Genomic DNA, 21,040 nt, shown 5'->3' with positions numbered 1-21,040 from the left:
TTCTATATTTTCTCTTTTACTGGTTATGACACAGCCAAATATTCTGGAACTTGCAAAACATGGAGATGTACAGGCGATCGCACTTATGAAAGACGTGCCATCTTCTAGCCCCAATTATGTAGTAGCTCAACAAAAAATCATAGAATATCAGAGAAATCTAAACTACGCAAAGAAAAATGCCGTCGGTGGCAAATAATGCGATCGCACCTTGCGTTTTATGGGTAGATGAAATCGAGAAAGCCTTATCTGGTAGCGGCGATACTTCGGGAGTTTCCCAGCGAATCCTGGGGAATCTGCTTACATTCATGAGTGAGTGTACAGCAGGGGTATTCGTTGTGGCTACCTGCAACGACCCGTCAGCACCGCCCAGTGAGTTGAAACGGAAGGGACGCTTTGATGAAAATTTTTTCGTCGATTTACCAACCGAACCGGAGCGCTGCCAAATCCTCAAGATTCATCTGGAACGATTTGGTATTGCGGTGGAGTCGGAATATCTCGAGGCGATCGCTAATAACACCGTGAAGTTTTCAGGGGCAGAACTGGAAACTCTAGCAGCAGAAGCGGCACTACTGGCATTTGATGAGGGACGACCACAGCAGGTAACACTGGGGGATCTGATGCAGTGTTGTGAGAATATCACACCTTTGGCTGTCCAGGATGCTGCATCTGTTGAGCGAATGCAGTCTTGGGCGGCAACGGCAAGGGCTGCATCAAGTGCCGTTGCACAAAGTACCAAGTCTCTGCGAACTCCACGATTCCGTAATATGAACTGATAATGCTGGCGAAGCACTCTTGAACATAACAGGATAAATCGCTAATCAAAAGAAAGAATTGCTACGCCAAGTACCCGATTGTTAACAATTCAATAACTAATTACAGGTGAATATCCACTTTTCAGATATTCACCTGTTCACTAATTCAAGCATTAAAACTATGTCTGATTTAACGAACTTTGGGGGTTTAAGTCAAGAGTCTCTACAGGCAGCGCGTTTTGTGTCGGGGTCTAAATAAGAGTCACTTTCACGTAATTGCGTTAGCGCAGCGTTAGCGAGTCCACGAGCGTCATTGCGAATTGCGAATTGGTTTAATCAATGCCTCTGCCAATTTACGAGGGTGAGTTGATGTTTTCTGGCTTACTTGATATTTTCGTAAAATAGTTAGCCACCCTTAAAAATTAATCCGACGATAGATTTCAGTCAGGGGAATTTCTACGTTTAAACTATGCAGAAAAATCGCCCGATCAAGGTGAGAGTGAACTTGCCATAGCCAGCGATCGTTACTATTACGATCCAAGTTGTGATACTGCTCAATGTAGGGTTCAGTTTGACTCACAAGGAGATATTCACAAAAGCTGGCAAGAGAGCGATATTTTTTGAACTTGTCACCTCGATCGTATGCTTCGGTAGAGGGTGATAAAACTTCGACAATAAGCATTGGATTGAGAATTTCATCATTACGATCGCCATTAAACTCTGGTTCGCCATTAACAACCATTAAATCGGTATAAGTACCGCACTGATATTCAGGAATCCAAACTCGCAAGTCGCTGTTATACAAACGAAAATCGGTGTCTCTCAGTAAAAACCCCAAGTAAATTAAGAAGTTGCTGGCGATCGCACTGTGAGATTCCGATCCTCCCGACATAGTAATAACCTCTCCGTTGCGGTATTCATGGCGTTCTGGGTTGGTTTCTTCCATAGCCCGATACTCGTCTAACGTGAGGCGAGTTGTTATTACATCTGGGGGACTGGTTTGAGCAAAGACCACAATCAACCTCTTGAATCAGTTATCAAGTATCCGCATTATCAGTTACATGGAGCGTTGGTGGGGGATTTAAATCAGTTATCAGTAAACAGTTATCAGTTATCGCGGTTGAAAACTGATAACTGTTTACTGTTCACTGTTCACTGTTAAATAATTAGCTCTAAAACTATTATCAGCAACGGAAAGAAAAATTGCCAATGAACGGTCGAATGCCGTAGTTTCCAAGTGGGGCTACGATCATCCGTGAGGATTAAGATAAAGTGCATTTTGTCAATCAGTTAAAATACTCAAAATAATCTTATTGAAAATGATAATCGTGCGGGGGAGAGGGGAAGGAGGCGAGCGTCGCTCGCCTCCTTCCCCTCTATTTGATTATCATTATCTTTAACGTCTTTGACAACTTAAATAGGATATTAAAAGGTATTGTAACGAGAGAATAACTTTGTCAAAAATGGGCTTAGTTCTTAGGTAAATTCAAGCGATTGCCAGTCTCCAAGCTGGATTTATCTCCTTTTCCCGCACCCTCGCAGACATTTGTGCAATTACCTTAACCTCTCACTGATGGGTTTGGGTTAACTTTGCTGGCGGGTGTAAGTCTGTGGTGTGCGATTGGTTGGTGGCAGTGTAGGGAAACCAGAGAGCAATGGAACATCTTACTAGCGAGGTCGATTCTCTCGCCCATGATAGATGCGTAAGATTACAACATCATCCTCAAGAATCACGTAGTGAATTATAAAACCGTATTTCCCAAAAGAAACTACGAGTTTTCGTAATCCTGCTATTTCATCTACAATCGCGCCTCGACGAGGATTTTGCTGTAGACTCTCTCCTGAAGATACTATTGCTTTTACTGCCCGTGCCGCGGCTTCAGGATTGTTTAGTTTGATAAAATCATATTGACGGTTTAAGTCATCAATCGCCGTTAAAGTCCAAACTATCTGGGACATGGGCGTTCTTCGTCGCTTCCCAAACTGTTTGCCCATTCATGCACACGCTCATGTGCCACTCCTGAACCTGTACGGCGGTACATTTCCAGAGCAGATTGACTTTGCTCAACCATTTGGGCTTGGGTCAATGGTTGAAAATTTAATGCTGTATCGATTTCACCGTACTCAAATACTTCTTCTATGGTTTGAATAGGTTCATTGATTAGTAAACGCTCAAAATCTTCTAAGTCTCCTTCCGGAACGGTCAACCATGTTTTGAGCAGAGTTTTCACCTGTTCTCCCGGTAATGCCTCAAGATGCTCTAAAATTTGGCGTCTAATATTGTTTGCTGTCATATAGTATTTGATTTTTGTCGCAAAACATTAGAATTCAACGTAATACCTGCATATCTAATTCTAACTAAGCCTATACTAAACCATGCCTATAACTTAGCTAACGCTCAAAATACTGTGTCTTATTTGGTGTCAGTCACTAATAATATAGAGTCACAAGCACAAATAATATCATGTTCGGCTAATTAGTTATAATTCCCACATCTGTGCAAAAACCGGGAAACCCTCTTTCCCCCTGCCCCCTGCCCCCTGCCCCCCTGCGGTCTTAATGATAAGTCTTTAAACGGACACGATATAACTAACTGACACAACCTCCCAAAAATTAGAAGAGGTAGTGTCCAGTCCCCAAGGACTTGGATCAAAAGGGCTGAAGCTGAAAATGCAGCAAGGACTCGACAGTGTTGGCTCCTTCTACCAACAGCTAGTTTGCACCTGTGGCGAGGCTGTCGGCGTTGCTGATGGTGAGCTTTACTGGAATGGGTATCTGGGCAAGTGGCAGGTTTGGGTTAACTTTGGAGGCGGGTGTACGTCTGTGGTGTGCGATTGGTTGGTGGTGGTGTAGGTCAATCTAATAACGCCTCTCCTAACCCCTCCAATTTTTCAATAGATAATCCTCGAATTCGTTCAATCAACACTGCATCAATTTCACCAAAACGACGATTTAGTAGACGTATAATTAAATCCTGCTGTCCTTCTTCTTGGACTTTGGCTGGGGTTGAGATTAAAGGGGACGAGGCGATGATTCAAGTTTTAGCGGAGTTTTTCAGACGCAACGCATCTCACGTTAAAGGTATCCTCAATCTGACCATCCCGCTATCGGAATCTCCTGTGTGAATTTTGGAGCAGTATTTCTCGCAACTGGGTTTGTCCAATGATTCAAAGCGATCGCTGGAGGATGGTCAGCGTGTTCGGTATTATCGGCTGAATACTGATGATGTCGAGTTTGCACAGCAGGTATTGGAGTATCGGCAACAGCAGCGAGAGAGAGGGAAAGGAAACGCCAAGAGGAGCAAGAGCGTCATGCGGCTTACACAGCTAGAATGCAGTCTCAATACGGGATTAACCCGCTGTCCACACCGCCCATTAATGAAGATGGAAGTAATAATCGGGGGGGTATGGACACAGAAGCAGAATTCAGTGATTCTTGGTGGGAGCGGGTTAAATATTATGCTCAGATGGTAATTGAGCGGGTTGAACATGGCGTGGAGTCAGTTAAAGAATTACTCAGTACCCTAACGATTGATGAGCGTTACGGCGTGATGCTGGAGTTCGAGGATGCTTACGCTGATAATTTTGCTCGATTGGTGACAGATGCCCCACAGTGGACTGAATGGATGGCGTGATTTGTTGGGTAGAAAAAGCGACACTTTGTGTTGTTCCGTCAAAATTGGAGATGTCCACGCCTTGAGCGAGGCGTTGGGGAAAACTTACCTTCATGAAAGCGCCATCCGATTAGCTACAGTCTCGTAAGCGCCAAAAGCAGAGAGAAGTGAGGGAACGAAAGCGTCACCAGGAGCAAGAGAGTCATGCAGTTTATGCGGCTAGAATGCAGATGCAGTATGGGATTGAAATTACGCAGAGGGGAAAAGTAGTACAGGTATCTCCTCTGCACCCCTGCTCGCAGTATAATTTAGCAACAACTGTCATTTGAGTATCAATAGGATGAAAAATTTAACTATGGGACTTGCACGCTTATCGCGTCAGGTGGCAGTAGCAAGTTTGATAGCTGGGGGAGCATTGCTAGGTGTGATTAATTCCGCTCCCAAAGCCTCAGCTGGTCTTTGCCAAAGTATTTCTATTCCTGCCTATTTTTATCCAGGAACTTATTGGCAAAAGGCAAATGGGGCAGCGCCTAGAGTTGGCGTGATGATCATGAATCCTAACAGTGGCTCCGGCACAGCAAAAAACACAGACTACGTTACTGCTGTGAAGAATGCACAAGCGGCAGGCATTAAAGTTATTGGTTATGTATATACAAGCTATGGAACCCGTAGTGCAACAGCTGTCAAAACAGAAATAGATCAATATAAAACTTGGTATGCAGTAGATGGCATCTTTTTGGATGAAGTAGCCAAGAGTACCAATAACCTTGCCTACTACACAAATCTCGCCAATTACATTCGTAATACAAAAGGCACTTTAGTGATGCTAAACCCTGGTACTGCTCCTGCAGAGGATTACATAAAACTGGCGGACATTACCGTAGTGTTTGAAGATACTTATAGTAATTACCAAAACTGGCAAGCGCCAGCTTGGCTATTTAATTACCCCGCGAATAAATTTGCACATCTTATACATAATACATTTGGCACAACTGAGATGAATAATGCCATTGGATTGGCTCTTGTCCGAAATGCAGGCACTATTTATGTAACTGATGATGTTTTGCCGAATCCTTGGGATACTCTTCCTACATATTGGACTAATGAATTAACTGCTATGACAACAAAATGCAGCACCTAAGTAATTGAAAAATAAAGGTATCTGTTCGCGGGGGTAAATGGCGCAACTGGGGAACGCTACGCCAATAACATCCTCAGCAGTGACCGTAGGTTGATTTTGATAAGCGGTTCACGGGTTTAAGTGTAGAACAAAACAAGTGCAGCACTTACTAGCATTGCTGTCTCCAGGAAATTAATCTCAGTAGACATTCGTGTATCATCATTGAGGTGTTAATTGTCGTTATAGTTTTTTTACCTTGAAAAAAGCATAAATCTTCTATGCCTCGAAAAACCCCACCTCCATCCCACTCTACTCTTGAAACTCCACTGGCTCTGTCTCAATTACATATCCGCTTACAGTTTCTAGAAAAAGAACACCAATCGCTACTCAAACAGATTAAGAGAAAACGCACAGAACTGAATAACTTTGTTGAACAGACGCGAACTTTCGTCACAGAAATATTTCATAAAGCCAGTCCCAGTTTCCGAAAAATGGCTGAGTTAGACCAGGATATTCATGCTCTTTTTGAGGAAATTTTCACTACTAGAAAGTTTGGTCAACAAACCTTCAAAAATATAGAGGCAGTTTACCTTAAGCTCCAGTTGACAGGAATCATTAGTCTCAAACCAAGTCGCAAACAATTTTCAACAGAGCTAGACGAATTGTTTGACAATCCTGATACCGAATCAGATTTTTCAAGGAAAACTGCTGAAGGTCGCCATCAACATTGGCAAACACAAGAATCTGTAGAATCTCATGGTGAAGCTAGAACAGAAGATAAGAGAAAAATTCGTGAAACATTTCTGAGGTTAGCTGAAATCTTCCACCCTGACAAGGTAAAAGACAGCGAGACACAGACAGATCATACAGAAATCATGAAATCAATCAATCAAGCCTACCAAGAAGGTGATTTGGCAAGACTTCTAGAAATTGAGCGACTTCACCAAGTCGGGGAAGTTATTGACAATAATAGCGAAGATGACTTAACTCGGAAATGTCGAACTATAGAACAGCAAAATCAAATTCTCCTGACTCAATATGAAAACTTGAAACGGGAACTGCGTTTAGCAAAAAATACTCCAGAAGGAACGATGGTTTCCGATTCTCGCAAAGCTGCTAAGAAAGGCATTGATGCTATGGCTTTGATGGTAGAAACGATAGACAATCAAATAAATGTTGTTTCTCAGATTCGGGATTTTGTCAAGGACTTTATCGAACAGAAGATCACTATCAAAGAATTTCTTGGTGGCCCACCAACTCTGCAATAATGACTGGTAATGCGTGGTGGGATCGGGTGAAATATTATGCTCTGTTGGCGTGAGAAAATTGACTTTGAGTAAGTCGATTGCGGGTGGCGATCGCACGGTACTGCTTGAGTTTGGCTCATATGTTTTCAATTAAGTGACGGGCTTTGTACAAGTAAGAGTCATAATCGCGCTTAGTGGTGCGGTTACGCTTGGAGGGAATGACGGCAGTCTTGTCTTGTGCTTGGAGAACATTGATTACCCGTGCATCAGCATCGTATCCTTTGTCTGCTAACACAGTGTCGTTTTCAGGTCAGGCAACAGCACATCCGCACCATCTAGATCACAGGCTTGTCCAGGTGTGAGGTGAAAGCTGACCGGATTCCCCAACGCATCTACCACCGCATGGATCTTGGTACTCAACCCACCTTTGCTACGTCCAATTGCTTCGGTGTTTGCATCCCCCCCTTTACACCCGCACGCTCGTTGATGGGCGCGGACAATCGTGGAATCAATCATTGCGTACTCGTTGTCCGCCTATAAGAGCTAACACCTCAAATACCCGTTGCCACACCCCAGTTTTGCTCCATCGACCCAAGCGCGTGTGTACGATTCGGAAGTCCCCAAACCTTTCGGGTAAGTCCCGCCACGGGATGCCGGCTCGATAGCGGTACAACACCGCTTCCACGAACAGCCTATTGTCCTTGGCTGTCCCGCCTACATAACCGTCTCGTCCTGGCAACAGGTCTTTGATCCTTTCCCACTGGTCATCCCTTAGAGCATAACGACGGCTTGTCATGGCGAGCAAATCCTTGTAGCTTGGTCATTTCTACTTTATCTTTCTTTACATCAACTGATGACACGCCCTAGTCCATCTGGTGCAATTAAACCCACATTCCGCACTTCGTTTTGTAATATGCCAAAATTACAAACTTTGGGCTAATGGTAGTTGAATAGCGATGTCTACGACGGGCTATGACGCTCGAACGCGAGTAGCGTGTCGCAGACAAGACTCGCTATCGGCGTCGCCAAAAGCCTAAAAAATATCAGTGTTAATACTTAATGATATTAACAGTTATTTGTAATATTTATTGAAGTATTAAAATGTGACATTTTGAAGTGCGTAATGTGGGCTAAATATTCTTGTCTAACTAGCTTTTTACACAAAAAATCATAGCTGGGTATCTTTATACTGCATAATTTACTTTTCTTTATAGTTACTTGGGTGTCCAAATTATAATTTTAGATTTTCTCTCAACGTAGTTTACTTATACTACTAATTGAAGTGCGGAATGTAGGATATATTTTAGCTCATCGTGAAGATGATGAAGCGATTGAGGCATTAATCAAACGGCGAAGTCCTAATAGTCCGACATATCCATTCCCTGAGACTAATGAGGATTTAAGGGAAATGGAAGAGATACTCAAGAAAAAACTGGGTAGTAGTGGAGAGGCTGTTTAACTATTTGAAAGGTTTAACGATGGGTTGAGATAATGAAATCTTGCAGATACAGCAGATTTCAAGTTGGTGAGGTACACAAGCTAAGTCTGTTACCCAGGTATAAAGCGTGTTTTGCTACTGAATTCTGAATTCTGAATTCTGCTGTATTACAACTTACCAGTTCCGTTGATAATATTGTGCCGCTTGCGACATATTAAATTGTAATAGCTTTTCCTCTCCCAATTTGTATCCAAAACTCGGTTTAAAAGGCGAAATATTCAAATTGCGAATAATTTCTGCCGCCACAGTCTTTGCTAGTAAAGGTGGTACAGAGTTACCAACTTGCCGAAATCCGTGCCATTTAGTTACATGAAATCTAAACCAATCAGGGTAAGAATGCAATCTCGCCGCTTCTCTAACTGTGATACAGCGCGGCGTAATTGGATGAATTGGTCTAGGAGATGTGAAAGAACCTCTATACTTGTCTGTTCCGGCTCTTAAAGTATTACAGACACCAGCAGGATGTAGCTTATAAAAACGACTAATTTTTTCTCTCTCGCCTTGTTGAGTCTCCTGAAAACGTTGAATAGTTTCCGCCGAATGTTTTGTTCTTAAACTTGAAGAAAGTATTCGCAAATCATATTCTCGTTTATAAGAATAATCATCCTCTAGGCATTTGATACCGCGAAGTACAAGAGCATAATTACTAGGATTTTCGTATTCTGCTACAACCCAATCTCTTGTTAGTAACTCTGGATATTTTTCTATTTCAGGTAAATCTCCAATTGCATCCAATACTGTAGGACTCAATGGGATATCAGATATTATTTTATAATTTAAATTATTTGGTAATGCTTGTTTAGTAATCGGCTGAGGATATTTCGGTAACTCTACATCCTCCCTTGCGCCTATGAGAAATAATCTTTCACGGGACTGTGGTACTCCGTAATGTGCCGCGTTGAGAATTTGGTAATGTTCTTCTACTTTATAGCCGTAAATTTTAAACTCGCTAATTAAGGTTTGGAGGATTTGTTTATGTTCGCCAACTGTGATACCTCGGACATTTTCCATTACAAAGAACTTTGGTTTTAGCTCAAAAACCAGCCGATGAAAGTGAAACACCAAAGAGTTTCGGGGATCATCAATAACTCGTTTACCAATTAGAGAAAATCCTTGACATGGTGAGCCAGAAATTACCACATCAATTTCGCGATCGCCAATCTCAGACCGATTCCTAATTTCTTCCCCGCTTGTATCCACAACACTTTTACATAACACTGAGCAAAAAGGGAAGTTAAACTCATGTGTTGCACAGTGGATAGGGTCAATTTCCACAGACGCTAGCACATCAAAGCCAGCTTGCTCAAAGCCAAGAGTCATACCCCCCGCACCGGCGAATAAGTCAACTGCGATCGCTCTTTGTTTTTTCATCTCATAAGCCATGACACCCCAATCTAATTCGTAATTTATAATGGGCTTCGCCCCGCTACGCTAACGTAATTCGTAATTACCCTATGGATAAATGCGGCTTCTGGCAAAAGAGGTAGTTCGCACTTAATTTTACTCATAAATAAATTAATTTTCTACCTTAAATTACGAATTACGAATTACGAATTACGAATTATTTAGTCGCATTTGCAAAATTTCTTGAGCAACGCGATCGCACACCCCAATTTCTCCTAAACTTTGCCGCATTTCTTCATAATCTACCAAAGTTTGCTCTCTGCGACTGGGATTGAGTAGCAGTTCCATCGCTGCTTGAATAATATTCTCTGGTGTGGCTTGCTCTTGTAAAAATTCTGGCACAATCGGCTTCATCACTACTAAATTAGCTGGTGATGCAAAGGTTATAGAACCTCTGAGGATTTTACGAGCGATCCAAGCAGTCAGGGAACTTAAACGGTAAACTACAACTTGCGGCACATTTAACAGAGCAAGTTCCAGGTTGACAGTACCAGATTTACTAATGGCTAAATCAGCAGCAGCAAAAACTTCCATTTGTTGACCTGATATAATTGTCGCCCGTAAACCGTAACGCTCAATAGCCTGCTCAATTGGCTGTCTATAGACTTCCAGAGATAGGGGAATCCAGAAATGAACTTCAGGTAATTTAGCTTGAATAGTTTGGGCGGCTTGAAAAATTACTGGTAAAAGATATTTTAGTTCTTGGCGGCGAGAGGCGGGGAGAAGTGCGATCGCAATTTGTTCTGGTGCAATTCCCAGTGTTGCACGAGCTGCTTGGCGACTGGGAGCGTCTTGCATTCGGTCAACCAAAGGATGCCCTACCCAAGTAACTTTTGCCCCTTTCTCCCGAAAGTAACGGGCTTCTTGTGGGAAGATTGCCAACAGCCTATCTGTAAAATCAACAATCCGCTTAGTTCTACGCAAACTTAATGACCAAGCCCACTCTTGAGGAGCGATATAATACACTACAGGCACATCTGGTAACTGCTGTTTCATATAAGTCCCAATTTCCAGATTAGGAGTCATATAATCGATCAGCACCACTAAATCCGGTGGATTTTGCTTTAAGAAAGCGATCGCCTGACGTTGCACCTGGAGAGTCGGTAAAATATAAGGCAGTCCTTCTAGAATACCCATTGAGCCAATACTACTGGTATTTCCCAACAGAATTGCCCCAGCCTCCACCATTTTTTCGCCACCCAGCGCCACAATCTCTAATTCCAACCCAATCGCCACAGCTTGACGCTTCAGCGCTGTAATTAGCAGCGACCCTTGTAAATCGCCAGATACTTCGCCAGTGCTGATAAATATCCGCATTTGATAATTAAAGTTAGGAGTTAGGAGTTAGGAGAGACGCGATTAATCGCGTCTGTACGTTAGGAGTGAGGAGTTAAAAATTTAAGTTATCAACTCATAACTCCTAACTTATAATTCACGATTCATCACTCACGCCTTTTTTTCCCCTACCGGGAATCAAGCCACGCCTTCCTGGCATCTGAGAAAGTAGCAGAAAGCGGCGCAGATGCTGCAACTGTTCGCTATCCCCTAACAATTCCAACTGTTCTAAAGCATCCTTAAAGGGCAAATCAGAACGGTAGAGAATGCGGAAGGCTTTTTTCAGCATTTGCAAATCTGTTGAGTCCATACCAGACCGTTTAAGTCCGACAAGGTTGAGGGTTCGTACCCGCGCCGGATTTCCCTCCACTAGCATATATGGGGCCACATCCCGGTCAATCCGTGCCATGCCTCCCACCATTGCCTGTCTACCAATACGCACAAATTGATGGACACCTAAAACCCCACTCAGCCTAGCGCGTGACTCTATATGAACATGACCTGCCAACGCCACAGAGTTAGCAATCACCACCTGGTCTTCAATCACGCAGTTATGAGCCACATGGACATAAGCCATCAGTAAGTTTCCATCGCCAATTACCGTTGCTTCACCAGCACCAGTAGCGCGGTTAATGGTAACGTACTCACGAATCAAGTTGTTATCACCAATTTTGACCCAGGTTGGTTCTCCCACAAACTTAAGATCCTGGGGTTCCATGCCGATGGCTGCACCTGTAAAAATCTGATTTTGCGCCCCAATTTCACAAGGCCCCTCTAGCACGGCATGAGCGCCGATTATTGTTTCAGGGCCCACTTTGACATGCTCTCCAATCACAGCATAGGCACCGACTTGCACTGTATGGTGGAGTTCCGATTTCGGATGAATTACAGCAGTTGGATGAATTAGCGTTTTCAAGGGTGAATCTCCAGAACTGTCTTGATAAGCCAGCGCCGGGTGGGGTTTTTAAAGCAGTGCGTTACCCTGGTTAAGAGAGTTATACTGACTGCCGTCCCATTGAGGCGACTGGCATTGTTGAGCGTTAAGTATTTCAGTGAACGAAAGTGTCGGGCAAAGCAAGTTAAGTGTGTTCGTGAGTGCGTCTCGTAAAGAGGGCGTCGAAAATCAAGAAATTATTCAGATGCTGTTGTGGATTGTTTTAACTGCGATCCTTTTTCGGGATTCAGTAAGGGCATTTCACGGCTATGCCAATACCACGAAAGCAAACTTTTAATTAACTAGAGAAAACATTAATTCCCCTTCACAAGCAAGTTGACCGTCAACTTCGGCACGACCTTGCATCTTACCGAAACGACGTTGTTTTACCCATAACAGTTCCACCGTCATTACTAGTTGATCCCCCGGTACAACCTGGCGGCGAAAGCGGACTTTATCGATACCAGCGAACACGAACAGTCCGCCTTCTACCGAAGACATTTGAGTAAGAACAATGCCCCCAACTTGTGCCATTGCTTCGACAATTAGCACCCCTGGCATCAGTGGCCGTGCGGGGAAATGTCCTGGAAAATGGGGTTCGTTGATAGTTACATTTTTAACACCAACAGCTTTTTTACCTGGAACGTAGTCAATTATTTTGTCTACAAGTAAAAATGGGTAGCGGTGGGGTAGCAATTTCTGAATTTCTTCAGATGTAAAGGTTGTTTTAATCTCAGATATGATTGTAGTCTCATTTATAGCTTCTGATTTGGTAGATGTAGGTGTAGTCGTATCGATGGTATTCACTTCAGTGAGGATTGACATTGGCCGTATAGTTGATTTTTCATCTGAAAGTTGAGTAGGCAAGCGTATGTCGAAAGCCTTAATAATCCTGAATTTTAGATTTTAGATCAAATCTAAAATCTAAAATCTAAAATCCAAAATCTAAAATTCTCTGAGCCAGTTGAATGTGTAAATTGTGGCTGGCTTTATACGCTAAGAAATGAGCAATAGGAAAAGTTCCTAGTAAACTTAAATCTCCTACTAAATCCAAGATTTTATGACGGACTGGCTCATTTGCAAATCTTAATGGTGGATTTAGCCAGCCTTCTGGCCCACAAACAAGTGCATTATCCAAACTGCCACCTTTAATTAACCCTGTTTTTTGTAAGTGTTCAATTTGATGCAGTAACCCAAAAGTCCGGGCGGGAGCAATTTCCGCAGCAAAGCTAGCAGAAGCTTTTTCTAGTTCAGTGGTTAGTGACCAACTATGCCATTGATTCCCAATGGCGGGCAGGTCAAAATCAATACCGTAACTAAAGCGGGTTTCTGGTGCTGGGAGGGCACATACAAAGGCATCGCCTTGATAGACCCATATTGGTTCTGTAATAGCCTTGGGAACTTGGTTGTTAACGGGTTGTGATACTAAGCCAACTTGGGCAATATTGGCTGTCCATACACTTGCTGAACCATCTAAAAGTGGAACTTCTGGACCATCAATTTCAATCCGGGCATTATCCACACCCATACCCGAAAGCGCAGCCAACAAATGTTCTACCGTGCGGACATATACCTCACCTTTGCCCAACTGAGTTGAGAGAACAGTGTGACTAACTGCCGCAACTTGGGCTGGAATGATCGGCAAATGCGGTAAATCTACCCGCACAAAGTAGCGTCCACTTCCCGCCTCTGCTGGTAGTATCCGCACCTGGGTACTAACACCGCTATGCAATCCCACCCCTATTTGGGTGATTTCCCCAGCTAGAGTGTGCTGTTGCATAGCCGAAAAGTCAGTATATTTCCTTTAGCATTGTTCATCGTCTGTTTTGGTAAAATCCCTGATATTCCCCTGAAAATGTCATTAATCCCTTTATCGGAACAGTATTGAGGTAAATGTCAAAATTAGCAAGCAAATCCAAAAAAGTTATGAGTTAAGAGTGAGGAGTGAGGAATTAAAACTCATAACTCCTAACTTCTAACTTCTAACTTCTAACTCTTAACTGGTTAAAACCTTTCGCCAATACCGAAATTAATTCGGCTATCACCATCATCGTTGATACCGTAGTCAATCCGAATTGGCCCCAGTGGAGACTGGACGCGAACGCCGAGACCATAACCGTAGCCACTACCATTTTTGTTCAAAACTTCAGCCGCTCTAGTACTAGTTCCCAGATCACTGCCGAGATCAAAAAATAGTGCGCCGCTGACTACTGAAAAAACTGGAAACCTATACTCTACTGATGCTTGCACATAAGAGCGTCCACTAGCTAATGCTCCTTCTTCATAACCCCGAACGGAGTTGCTGCCACCAATGGTAAAGGCTTCGTAGGGAGGCAAGTCACCAAGGATAGTTCCTGCTTGCAGGTTAAATGCTAAGGTTTGTGCGCCTTTGGAGAGGCTAATCAGCTTGATGGGTAAATATTGGCTGTAGCTTCCCCGCAATCTGGTGAGTAAGATGTTGCCTAGCCCGATAGGAACCGACTGATCGACCCCGAAGCGGAGATAAGAACCGCTAGTGGGTTGCAATGGGTTATTACGGAGATCGCGCTGTAGACCCACTTGGAACAGCAACAAATCGTCTTGACCTGTGTTAGATTCAGTCAGGTCAATTGTTCTGTTTGGGTCAGGTAGATTATTATCGTCGATTACTGCCCCTTGTTTTCTGAGATTGCCATCAGCATCACGGGCAGAAACTCGTTGATACTGTAAACCTGCTGAGGCAGTCCAGACGGAACTTTTGTAAGGATTGGCGGAAAGAGGACGGGTAAAGGTGATACCGCCACCTAGCCGGAGAATGCGGGGGCGATCCTGAGAATCTGTATTAGTGGGATCATTTACGTCAAATGTCCTAATATCTTCATCTTGTCCATCAAATATCAACGAAATCGAACTGCGACGGAAAAGATTGGTTGTGTAAGAAGTCCGGTAAGGATCTCCGGCAATCCAGGGGTCTGTAAACCGCACGTCAAACAGCAGTTCCCGTTCTCCCACCTGTACTTCTGCTCCCAGTTTTTGGTTCCTACCGTTCAGGTTTTGCTGTTGATAGCTAACTGTTCCAAAAAGTCCGCTAGCAGAACTAATCCCTGCACCAGCCGCAATAGAACCACTGCTGCGTTCAGCTACATTCACTACTACATCCACCTTGCTAGGATCAGTACCAGGGTCAAGGGAGACATTCACATCTTCAAACAGTCCCAGTCCATACACGCGCTGTAGGTCTTTTTGCACTGTGTTGCGATTGAATACTTGTCCTGGCTTCAACTCCAATTCTCGTGTAATGATGTAATTTTGTGTCCGTCCCCGAATTGGTTGTCCTTTCTCGTCTGTCTCCTGACCATCTTTATTGCGGAACCGGACTCTAATATTCTCTACTACACCTTCTGCTACTTGCAAGGTAACAACTCCGTTTTCAGAGACTTGTGGCGCTCCAATCACGTTGGCTAGCACGTAACCTTGATCTTGATACCGCTTGTTTAACTGCTTGATGCCTTCCTGCAAGTCACGCAAGTTGAGGATTTTGCCATACTGCTCTCGAAATACTTCATCCACAGTATTCGCTGGGAGTACAGAAGCAACACCAGTACCAGGATTGGCTTGCACTTCTACCTTGCTTAAAATGGGATTAGGCTGTACAACAAAGCTCACCCGTACTCCCAAGGGAGTATCTTCTGGCGCTGCTTGCACGTTGGAGAAGAAGCCAGTACCAAAGATGGCATTAATATCTTCTTGCAGTTGGCTGCGGGTTGTTGTTTGTCCTGGTTGGGTACGAATTACTCTGTAAACTTGGTTTTCCAGTTCTGGTGATAGTTGGCCAGCCTGTGATCTAATTACTACTTCCGACACCAGTACGCGAGGGTCATTGGCTTCTGGGGCTGCGTTGGGTTGAGTATTTTCCGGAGTTGTCGGTGGGTTAACATTCTGCGGACTGGGAGTCGCACCTGGGCTTGGGGCAGGTGTTCTTTGTTGACTACCTGGGAATGGAAGATCGGGAGTGACAGATGGTTCTGGAGTTGTAGGTAATAAAGGTTCTGTTGTCGGTGGGTTAACATTTTCTGGGACTGGAGTAGTCTCAGGAGTTGGGGAAGGCGTTGGTTGTTGAATTTCTGGCGGTGGAATGTCTGGAGCGGGAGATGGCTGTTGAGTAGGGTTAGGATCTATTTGAGGGGTTTGTGCCGTTTTTGGCGTTGTGGAGGTTGGCACTATTACCTTTGGGGTCGCGTAGGCGTAGCCCGCCGCAGGCATCGCTCCTGGATTGGCAGGGTAAACTGCGACAATGCGGGATTTATCCGTCTCTATAAGCCTTGTGGAATTAGGTCGAGACTCTAAACTTTTACTATCAACCTGACCAGTATCCTTTTCTGGCTGCTGATTTGTTTCTAGTGTCAAAACTTCTGTTGTCTGTTTTGAACTGTTGGCGGTTTCTGCATTTGCACTCAATGAACCGCCCAAAGGGGCTGCAATTGCTACTGCTGCCAGCAACATGGGAGATAAACGCATTTTACTTATAATTCCTCTTCACGACCACACACACACCATCACAAATAGTCATTAGTCATTAGTCATTAGTCATTGGTCATTAGTCATTAGCCGTTGGTGAATAACAAAGGACAACTGACAATTGGACTTTGGACAATCCACACGAGTTTAATTGATTTTTATCCACTTAATTATTACTCTCTACTGCTTTTAGCACTCTTTGTAAAACCTCCTGGTAGGCATCCTCTACATTTCCTAAGTCGCGGCGAAAGCGGTCTTTGTCCATTACCCGGCGGTTTGAGTCCTGTTCTGCGGTATCCCATAAACGGCAGGTGTCGGGGCTAATTTCGTCTGCCAAGAGCAACTGCTGCTGTGAGTCCAAACCAAACTCTAGTTTGAAGTCTACTAGGGTAATGCCGCATCGTTGCCAAAAGTTATTGAGAAATTCATTGATTTGCAATGCTAGATGTGTAATTGCGTCTAGTTGTTCCGCAGTAGCTAGTTCTAGCAGGTACAGCCGATCGCGTGTCAGCAAAGGATCTCCTAACTGATCGTTTTTATAATAAAACTCAACCAAAGGCTGTTTTAGAATTGTACCCACTGGTAAGCCTGTTTGCTGAGACAAACTGCCAGCAGCAATATTTCTGATAACTACTTCTAAGGGTAAAATCTTTACTGCCTTCACCCGCATCTGATTCGGGGTAGGGCTGTCGATAAAGTGAGTCTTTATACCATTTGCCTCCAACTGTTTAAAAAGCTGGCTGGAAATGCTACAATTAATTTTTCCCTTCTCTTGGATACTGCCACGTTTTTGGGCGTTAAACGCTGTGGCGTCGTCCTTAAAATCGACCAACAAGACTTCCGGATCGTCTGTTGTATAAAGAATTTTGGCTTTGCCTTCGTATAACTTGAAATTAACAGACATGGTGGCAGGTAAAGTTCTAGGCGATGGACAAAAGTTGTCCTTTGAGGCTTCACCATTTTATCTTTAGTTATTAACTATTAGCCATTGATGATTATTTAGGAGGGTGCTAGGACATGGTTAATTGGGCAGAGGTCTATGGCAGGAACCGGTAACGCGGGAAGAGGGCAGACGGGTACAGAGGAAAATCTTTCCGCTCTGTTCTCCTTTCCCTTTACCTCTTTTTGGTCACGGCCCAGCAGAAAGTTGCTAAAGATCCACTACTGAATCTCTAACTTTTAACAGACGACAATTTGCTTTAAGCCATAGTATGTTTGCCTAAGTACTTTTACACGGCAAAAATCTGTAATTATTTTTGCAATAATGATAACTACTAGATAATACGGGTATTTTTTCGTATACTGTAACTCAGGGTTTCAACTGAAGTTAATTACAGTCAAAAATTCATAAATTAAGATGAGATAAATTGACAACTGGGAGGTAAGTCAAATATTCTCTTTAGTCACTTTAGCAGAAACTTTTTTTGTAACTTTTACAGTAAAAGAAGTATTTCAAGCTTTATTTTCTAGTCTCAAAATCTAAATCAACCAATTTCCCCATCATTAATTGGAAAAGGAGTTCGATGCTTCGAGTTCCCGCAGTCTGACCACGGTAAATTGCTAAGTAAAGATCAAGGTAGCTAATGATTCAGCTTTAGAGATTCAAACATAAGGGGAGTTGAATAAATTGGAGAACAAAATAGTGAACAAGGATGATTTTCTTTATCCTCGCGGCCGCTACTATGGTCAGGTAAAGCCAGAAAACTTGGTTTTTAATGCAAATCTACAAGAATTTGCCCAACGAGTAAGCTACATTTGCAACTTAGAAACAGGTGGAAAACTGCCTCCAGGTGAAGCTTACGAACAAATAAAGGATTTATGGAAACAGTTGAAACGTTCAAAAAAAGAGCTAAGAATTGGCGAAGATCCGTTTCAGAATGACCAGGGAGAGGCTGAAGGTTGAAGGGGACAAGGGGGATGAGGGGGATGAGGGGGATGAGGGGGATAAGGGAGCAGGGGAGGCAGGGGAGGCAGGGAAAGAATAACTAATGACTAATGACTAATGACTAATGACTACTTGGTAAGCATTGTCCAAACACCATCCCAGGATTCTGGGGGCGGCGCTTGTTGGTAATTACGCGCACGTTCTAGGTGGATATCAACAGCTTGGTCTTGGGGTTGGATACATTTGGCGGCTTCAAAACAGGCGATCGCTTGTGAAAAGTTGCGCGATAAATAAGCCGAGCGTCCAGTATGATAGTGAAACAAAAACTCTTGAGTGTTGGCATTTAGAGGGGTGCTGCGATCGCCAATTAACTCGTAGATATTAACTGCCTGGTGTTTCCCTTTGACTCGAATTTTATCTAACTGGCGCACCCAAATGCGATCGCTGCAAAGCTGATAAGTAAATTCGCTTAAAAGTATATCACAACCATAATCTTTAGTTACCGCTTCTAAACGCGAACTTAAATTTACGCCATCTCCAATTACGGTGTAATCCATCCGTTTGCGGGAACCAATATTACCCGAAACCACTTCTCCAGAACTAATCCCAATGCCAACATGGATTTGTGGCTGCGCCTGGATAATTCGCCGCCGATTAAATTCCTCTAACCGTTGTCGCATATCTAATGCTGACTGTACAGCCCTCCAAGCATGATTTTCTGTAAGTGGTAGCGGCGCACCAAATACCGCCATTAAGGCATCACCAATAAATTTATCAAGAGTGCCTTCGTAGTTAAAAACCGCCTCTACCATCGTTTCAAAATACTGATTGAGCAGCAATACCACTTCAGCTGCACCGAGATTTTCTGTAAGTGTGGTGTAGCCTCGGATATCAGAAAACAAGATGGTTACTTCCTTGCGCTCACCCACCATTAAAGCATCTTCCCCCAAAGCCATAACTTGCTCGGTTACATGGGGCGTTAGGTAGCGGGACATGGTAGTTTTCATCCGTTTTTCCTGACTGATGTCTTCCAACACGACCAAACCACCCCGGACGCCGCCTTCGGGGTTAGTTAGAGGATTAACAGTTAGATTTGTGCTGCGTTCTAATTTTTGCACCTCATCAGCAGTAAGAAACTCAGATTGTGAAGTCAGAGGTAGATTCCAGGGAATGAACACATCGGGGTTAGTGCGATCGCGGACTGCTAAAATTGAGTCCTGAATCCAGAATTTTGATTCTTGAGTCTCACTTTTAACTTCTAACTCCTCACTCTTAACTTGAAAAATTCCCACTATCAAACTTTGCTCTGGCACATAATGTTTAGCTCCAGTTTTTAAACTATCTTCTAGCCGCATTTGAAGATTTTCAATTGGCACAACTTCCCAAACTAGGCGCCCAATCAAATTTTGTTCCCACGAAAGCTTGTTGTTCTTACTATTAGCATCTTTTATAGGACATCCCAGCAACTCTAGCGCTGCATCATTAATCGTGACAATTCGCCCTGCCATATCTGTAGAAATCACCGCATCTGATAGACTTTGTAAAATATCTTTTTGATACTGTTTTTCTAACAGCACATTTTCAAACAGACGAGCATTTTCTAAGGCAATTCCTGCCTGAATATTAAAAGCCTGCATAAACTCTTCATCAGAAGCGGTAAAACTGCTTTGTTGCTTATTAATTAATTGTGTAACGCCAATTAATTCATTTGCCGAATTAAATACTGGCAAACACAGAATATTACGAGTTACATACCCAGTTTTTCTATCTATAGTCGGGTCAAACCGGGGATCTTTATAGGCATCGGAAATATTTAAGGCTTCACCAGTGGAAGCCACATAGCCAGCAATGCCACGGTTAGCGGGAATGCGGATTTCTATCAAGTTTGTGCCATCTGCTGCTGCAACTTTCGTCCAGAGTTCGTTCATCTCTTTACGATATAAAAACAGTGTGCTGCGGTCTGCTTGCATTAAAATTCGAGCTTGCTCCATGACTATCTGCAAAGTTGCTTCTAAATCCAAACTTTGCCCCAGTGTCTGAGTTGCCCGCAACAAAGCCGTTGCGCCTCTTTGATTACGAGCGGCTACATAAAAAGATTGGCAGCTTTCTAGAATAATACCAATAGAAGCGGCGAAGTCTCGAAAACGTTCTTCATCATCAGAATTAAAGGGAACATTCCCGGTTTTATTAGCCAGTTGCACTACCGCTACAGTCTGGTTTTTGCTACTGATAACAGGCATACATAAAATATTATGGATTTTGTAGCCCATTTGTTTTTCAAGTTCTGGGCTAAATAAGGGATGAGTATAAGTTTCAGATATATTTAGATATTCACCTGTACTGGCAACATGACCGGGGATACCCACTGTGATGGGAGTCCGAATTTCTAAGAATTTTTGGGTATTATCTTGAGGAACTTTTGACCACAGTTGACCTTTGTCATAGTCAACTAAAAAAATAGCTGTGTGTTCTGCTTGCAGGATTTGACCAATTTTGAGTGTGATAGCTTCTAGCACCTTCTCCAACATAGTTTCTAGAGCTTCATTATTGATCAGTTCAATAGCTCTAAGAAATTGCTGAAATTCAGCAGTTATGAAGTCGAGTAAGCAAACAAATTCATTAACAGATAAGTCTTTAACACGACGCAGTAGGGCGTGAGTACGATTAACTTGAGTCAGTTCAGTTAATGTAGCCAAGACGCTACCAGGGTTGGGGAGTGTCATGAGAATTTTAGATTTGAGGGAATGGAGAATGG

21 protein-coding genes and 2 pseudogenes are annotated in these 21,040 nt (G+C 43.3%); 9 read left to right on the top strand and 14 right to left on the bottom strand.

The genetic code is table 11. The features are described 5' to 3' along the window. Positions 1–25: 25 nt before the first annotated feature. Positions 26–196 carry a hypothetical protein gene (locus LC586_RS27450; RefSeq protein ID WP_229488389.1) on the top strand — a complete coding sequence of 57 codons (171 nt, stop codon included), beginning with the start codon at positions 26–28 and terminating at the stop codon, positions 194–196. Between the two features lies 1 nt (position 197). After that, positions 198–773 (top strand): annotated as a pseudogene (locus LC586_RS27445) (AAA family ATPase); the annotation flags it as partial. A gap of 394 nt (positions 774–1,167) precedes the next feature. Here LC586_RS27445 and LC586_RS27440 read toward each other — a convergent pair. From LC586_RS27440 to LC586_RS27430, 3 genes are all read right to left on the bottom strand, one after another. After that, on the bottom strand, positions 1,168–1,767 hold the full coding sequence (locus LC586_RS27440; protein WP_229488388.1) for a Uma2 family endonuclease: 600 nt from the start codon (positions 1,765–1,767) through the stop codon (positions 1,168–1,170). Between the two features lie 653 nt (positions 1,768–2,420). Then, positions 2,421–2,711, bottom strand: coding sequence for a type II toxin-antitoxin system RelE/ParE family toxin (locus LC586_RS27435; protein ID WP_229488387.1), 291 nt, complete (start codon positions 2,709–2,711; stop codon positions 2,421–2,423). Then, complete coding sequence (locus tag LC586_RS27430) at positions 2,699–3,046, bottom strand: hypothetical protein (protein ID WP_229488386.1); 348 nt, start codon at positions 3,044–3,046, stop codon at positions 2,699–2,701. The genes LC586_RS27435 and LC586_RS27430 overlap by 13 nt, the downstream gene beginning before the upstream one ends. A gap of 331 nt (positions 3,047–3,377) precedes the next feature. Between LC586_RS27430 and LC586_RS27425 the strand changes: the two genes are divergently transcribed. Further along, positions 3,378–3,605, top strand: coding sequence for a hypothetical protein (locus LC586_RS27425; RefSeq protein WP_229488385.1), 228 nt, complete (start codon positions 3,378–3,380; stop codon positions 3,603–3,605). Position 3,606: 1 nt separating this feature from the next. On the opposite strand, the gene LC586_RS27420 is transcribed toward LC586_RS27425, so the two are convergent. Further along, entirely contained in the window at positions 3,607–3,765 is a 159-nt protein-coding gene (locus tag LC586_RS27420) for a DUF4351 domain-containing protein (protein ID WP_438822938.1), read from the bottom strand. Between the two features lie 74 nt (positions 3,766–3,839). Further along, positions 3,840–3,992, bottom strand: a complete 153-nt coding sequence (locus LC586_RS27415; protein ID WP_229488384.1) for a hypothetical protein — start codon at positions 3,990–3,992, stop codon at positions 3,840–3,842. A 91-nt stretch (positions 3,993–4,083) separates the two neighbouring features. Here LC586_RS27415 and LC586_RS27410 point away from each other — a divergent pair, with 91 nt between their 5' ends. The 3 genes from LC586_RS27410 to LC586_RS27400 all read left to right on the top strand — a co-directional run bounded on the left by LC586_RS27410 (position 4,084) and on the right by LC586_RS27400 (position 6,753). Further along, the gene (locus LC586_RS27410) at positions 4,084–4,386 is read left to right on the top strand and encodes a hypothetical protein (protein ID WP_229488383.1); all 303 of its coding nucleotides are present in this window, start codon (positions 4,084–4,086) and stop codon (positions 4,384–4,386) included. Positions 4,387–4,705: 319 nt separating this feature from the next. Further along, positions 4,706–5,506 (top strand): spherulation-specific family 4 protein, encoded by an 801-nt coding sequence (locus LC586_RS27405; RefSeq protein ID WP_229488382.1) that lies wholly within the window; start codon positions 4,706–4,708, stop codon positions 5,504–5,506. Positions 5,507–5,763: 257 nt separating this feature from the next. Next, complete coding sequence (locus tag LC586_RS27400) at positions 5,764–6,753, top strand: J domain-containing protein (protein WP_229488381.1); 990 nt, start codon at positions 5,764–5,766, stop codon at positions 6,751–6,753. A 34-nt stretch (positions 6,754–6,787) separates the two neighbouring features. On the opposite strand, the pseudogene LC586_RS27395 reads toward LC586_RS27400, so the two are convergent. Next, positions 6,788–7,528, bottom strand: a pseudogene (locus tag LC586_RS27395) (IS5 family transposase). Between the two features lie 486 nt (positions 7,529–8,014). Here LC586_RS27395 and LC586_RS27390 point away from each other — a divergent pair. Beyond that, positions 8,015–8,191, top strand: a complete 177-nt coding sequence (locus LC586_RS27390; protein WP_229488380.1) for a DUF6887 family protein — start codon at positions 8,015–8,017, stop codon at positions 8,189–8,191. A 153-nt stretch (positions 8,192–8,344) separates the two neighbouring features. On the opposite strand, the gene LC586_RS27385 is transcribed toward LC586_RS27390, so the two are convergent. The 3 genes from LC586_RS27385 to lpxA form a co-directional block, all read right to left on the bottom strand. Next, positions 8,345–9,601: a DNA cytosine methyltransferase gene (locus LC586_RS27385; protein ID WP_229488379.1), complete on the bottom strand. Its 1,257-nt coding sequence runs from the start codon at positions 9,599–9,601 to the stop codon at positions 8,345–8,347. A 183-nt stretch (positions 9,602–9,784) separates the two neighbouring features. Then, positions 9,785–10,951: a lipid-A-disaccharide synthase gene (lpxB, locus tag LC586_RS27380; protein WP_229488378.1), complete on the bottom strand. Its 1,167-nt coding sequence runs from the start codon at positions 10,949–10,951 to the stop codon at positions 9,785–9,787. A gap of 115 nt (positions 10,952–11,066) precedes the next feature. Next, positions 11,067–11,885: an acyl-ACP--UDP-N-acetylglucosamine O-acyltransferase gene (lpxA, locus tag LC586_RS27375; RefSeq protein ID WP_229488377.1), complete on the bottom strand. Its 819-nt coding sequence runs from the start codon at positions 11,883–11,885 to the stop codon at positions 11,067–11,069. A gap of 136 nt (positions 11,886–12,021) precedes the next feature. Between lpxA and LC586_RS27370 the strand changes: the two genes are divergently transcribed. Further along, positions 12,022–12,201, top strand: a complete 180-nt coding sequence (locus LC586_RS27370) for a hypothetical protein (protein WP_229488376.1) — start codon at positions 12,022–12,024, stop codon at positions 12,199–12,201. On the opposite strand, the gene fabZ is transcribed toward LC586_RS27370, so the two are convergent. The 4 genes from fabZ to purC form a co-directional block, all read right to left on the bottom strand. Further along, positions 12,198–12,728, bottom strand: coding sequence for a 3-hydroxyacyl-ACP dehydratase FabZ (gene fabZ, locus LC586_RS27365; RefSeq protein ID WP_229488375.1), 531 nt, complete (start codon positions 12,726–12,728; stop codon positions 12,198–12,200). The genes LC586_RS27370 and fabZ overlap by 4 nt on opposite strands. Positions 12,729–12,834: 106 nt before the next feature. Further along, complete coding sequence (gene lpxC / locus LC586_RS27360) at positions 12,835–13,683, bottom strand: UDP-3-O-acyl-N-acetylglucosamine deacetylase (protein ID WP_229488374.1); 849 nt, start codon at positions 13,681–13,683, stop codon at positions 12,835–12,837. 224 nt (positions 13,684–13,907) lie between these two features. Next, positions 13,908–16,400 carry a BamA/TamA family outer membrane protein gene (locus LC586_RS27355; protein ID WP_229488373.1) on the bottom strand — a complete coding sequence of 831 codons (2,493 nt, stop codon included), beginning with the start codon at positions 16,398–16,400 and terminating at the stop codon, positions 13,908–13,910. A 166-nt stretch (positions 16,401–16,566) separates the two neighbouring features. Then, on the bottom strand, positions 16,567–17,304 hold the full coding sequence (purC, locus tag LC586_RS27350) for a phosphoribosylaminoimidazolesuccinocarboxamide synthase (protein ID WP_229488372.1): 738 nt from the start codon (positions 17,302–17,304) through the stop codon (positions 16,567–16,569). Positions 17,305–18,027: 723 nt separating this feature from the next. On the opposite strand from purC, the gene LC586_RS27345 reads away from it, so the two are divergent. After that, positions 18,028–18,303, top strand: coding sequence for a DUF7219 family protein (locus LC586_RS27345; RefSeq protein ID WP_229488371.1), 276 nt, complete (start codon positions 18,028–18,030; stop codon positions 18,301–18,303). A gap of 110 nt (positions 18,304–18,413) precedes the next feature. On the opposite strand, the gene LC586_RS27340 is transcribed toward LC586_RS27345, so the two are convergent. Further along, positions 18,414–21,008 carry a GAF domain-containing protein gene (locus tag LC586_RS27340; RefSeq protein WP_229488370.1) on the bottom strand — a complete coding sequence of 865 codons (2,595 nt, stop codon included), beginning with the start codon at positions 21,006–21,008 and terminating at the stop codon, positions 18,414–18,416. Positions 21,009–21,040 lie beyond the last annotated feature (32 nt).

The organism is Nostoc favosum CHAB5714, assembly GCF_020829495.1.
In the GTDB taxonomy this organism is placed as follows: Bacteria; Cyanobacteriota; Cyanobacteriia; order Cyanobacteriales; family Nostocaceae; genus Nostoc; species Nostoc favosum.
The sequence above is the reverse complement of the archived record's forward strand: the minus strand, read 5'-3'. Positions and strand labels throughout refer to the sequence as shown.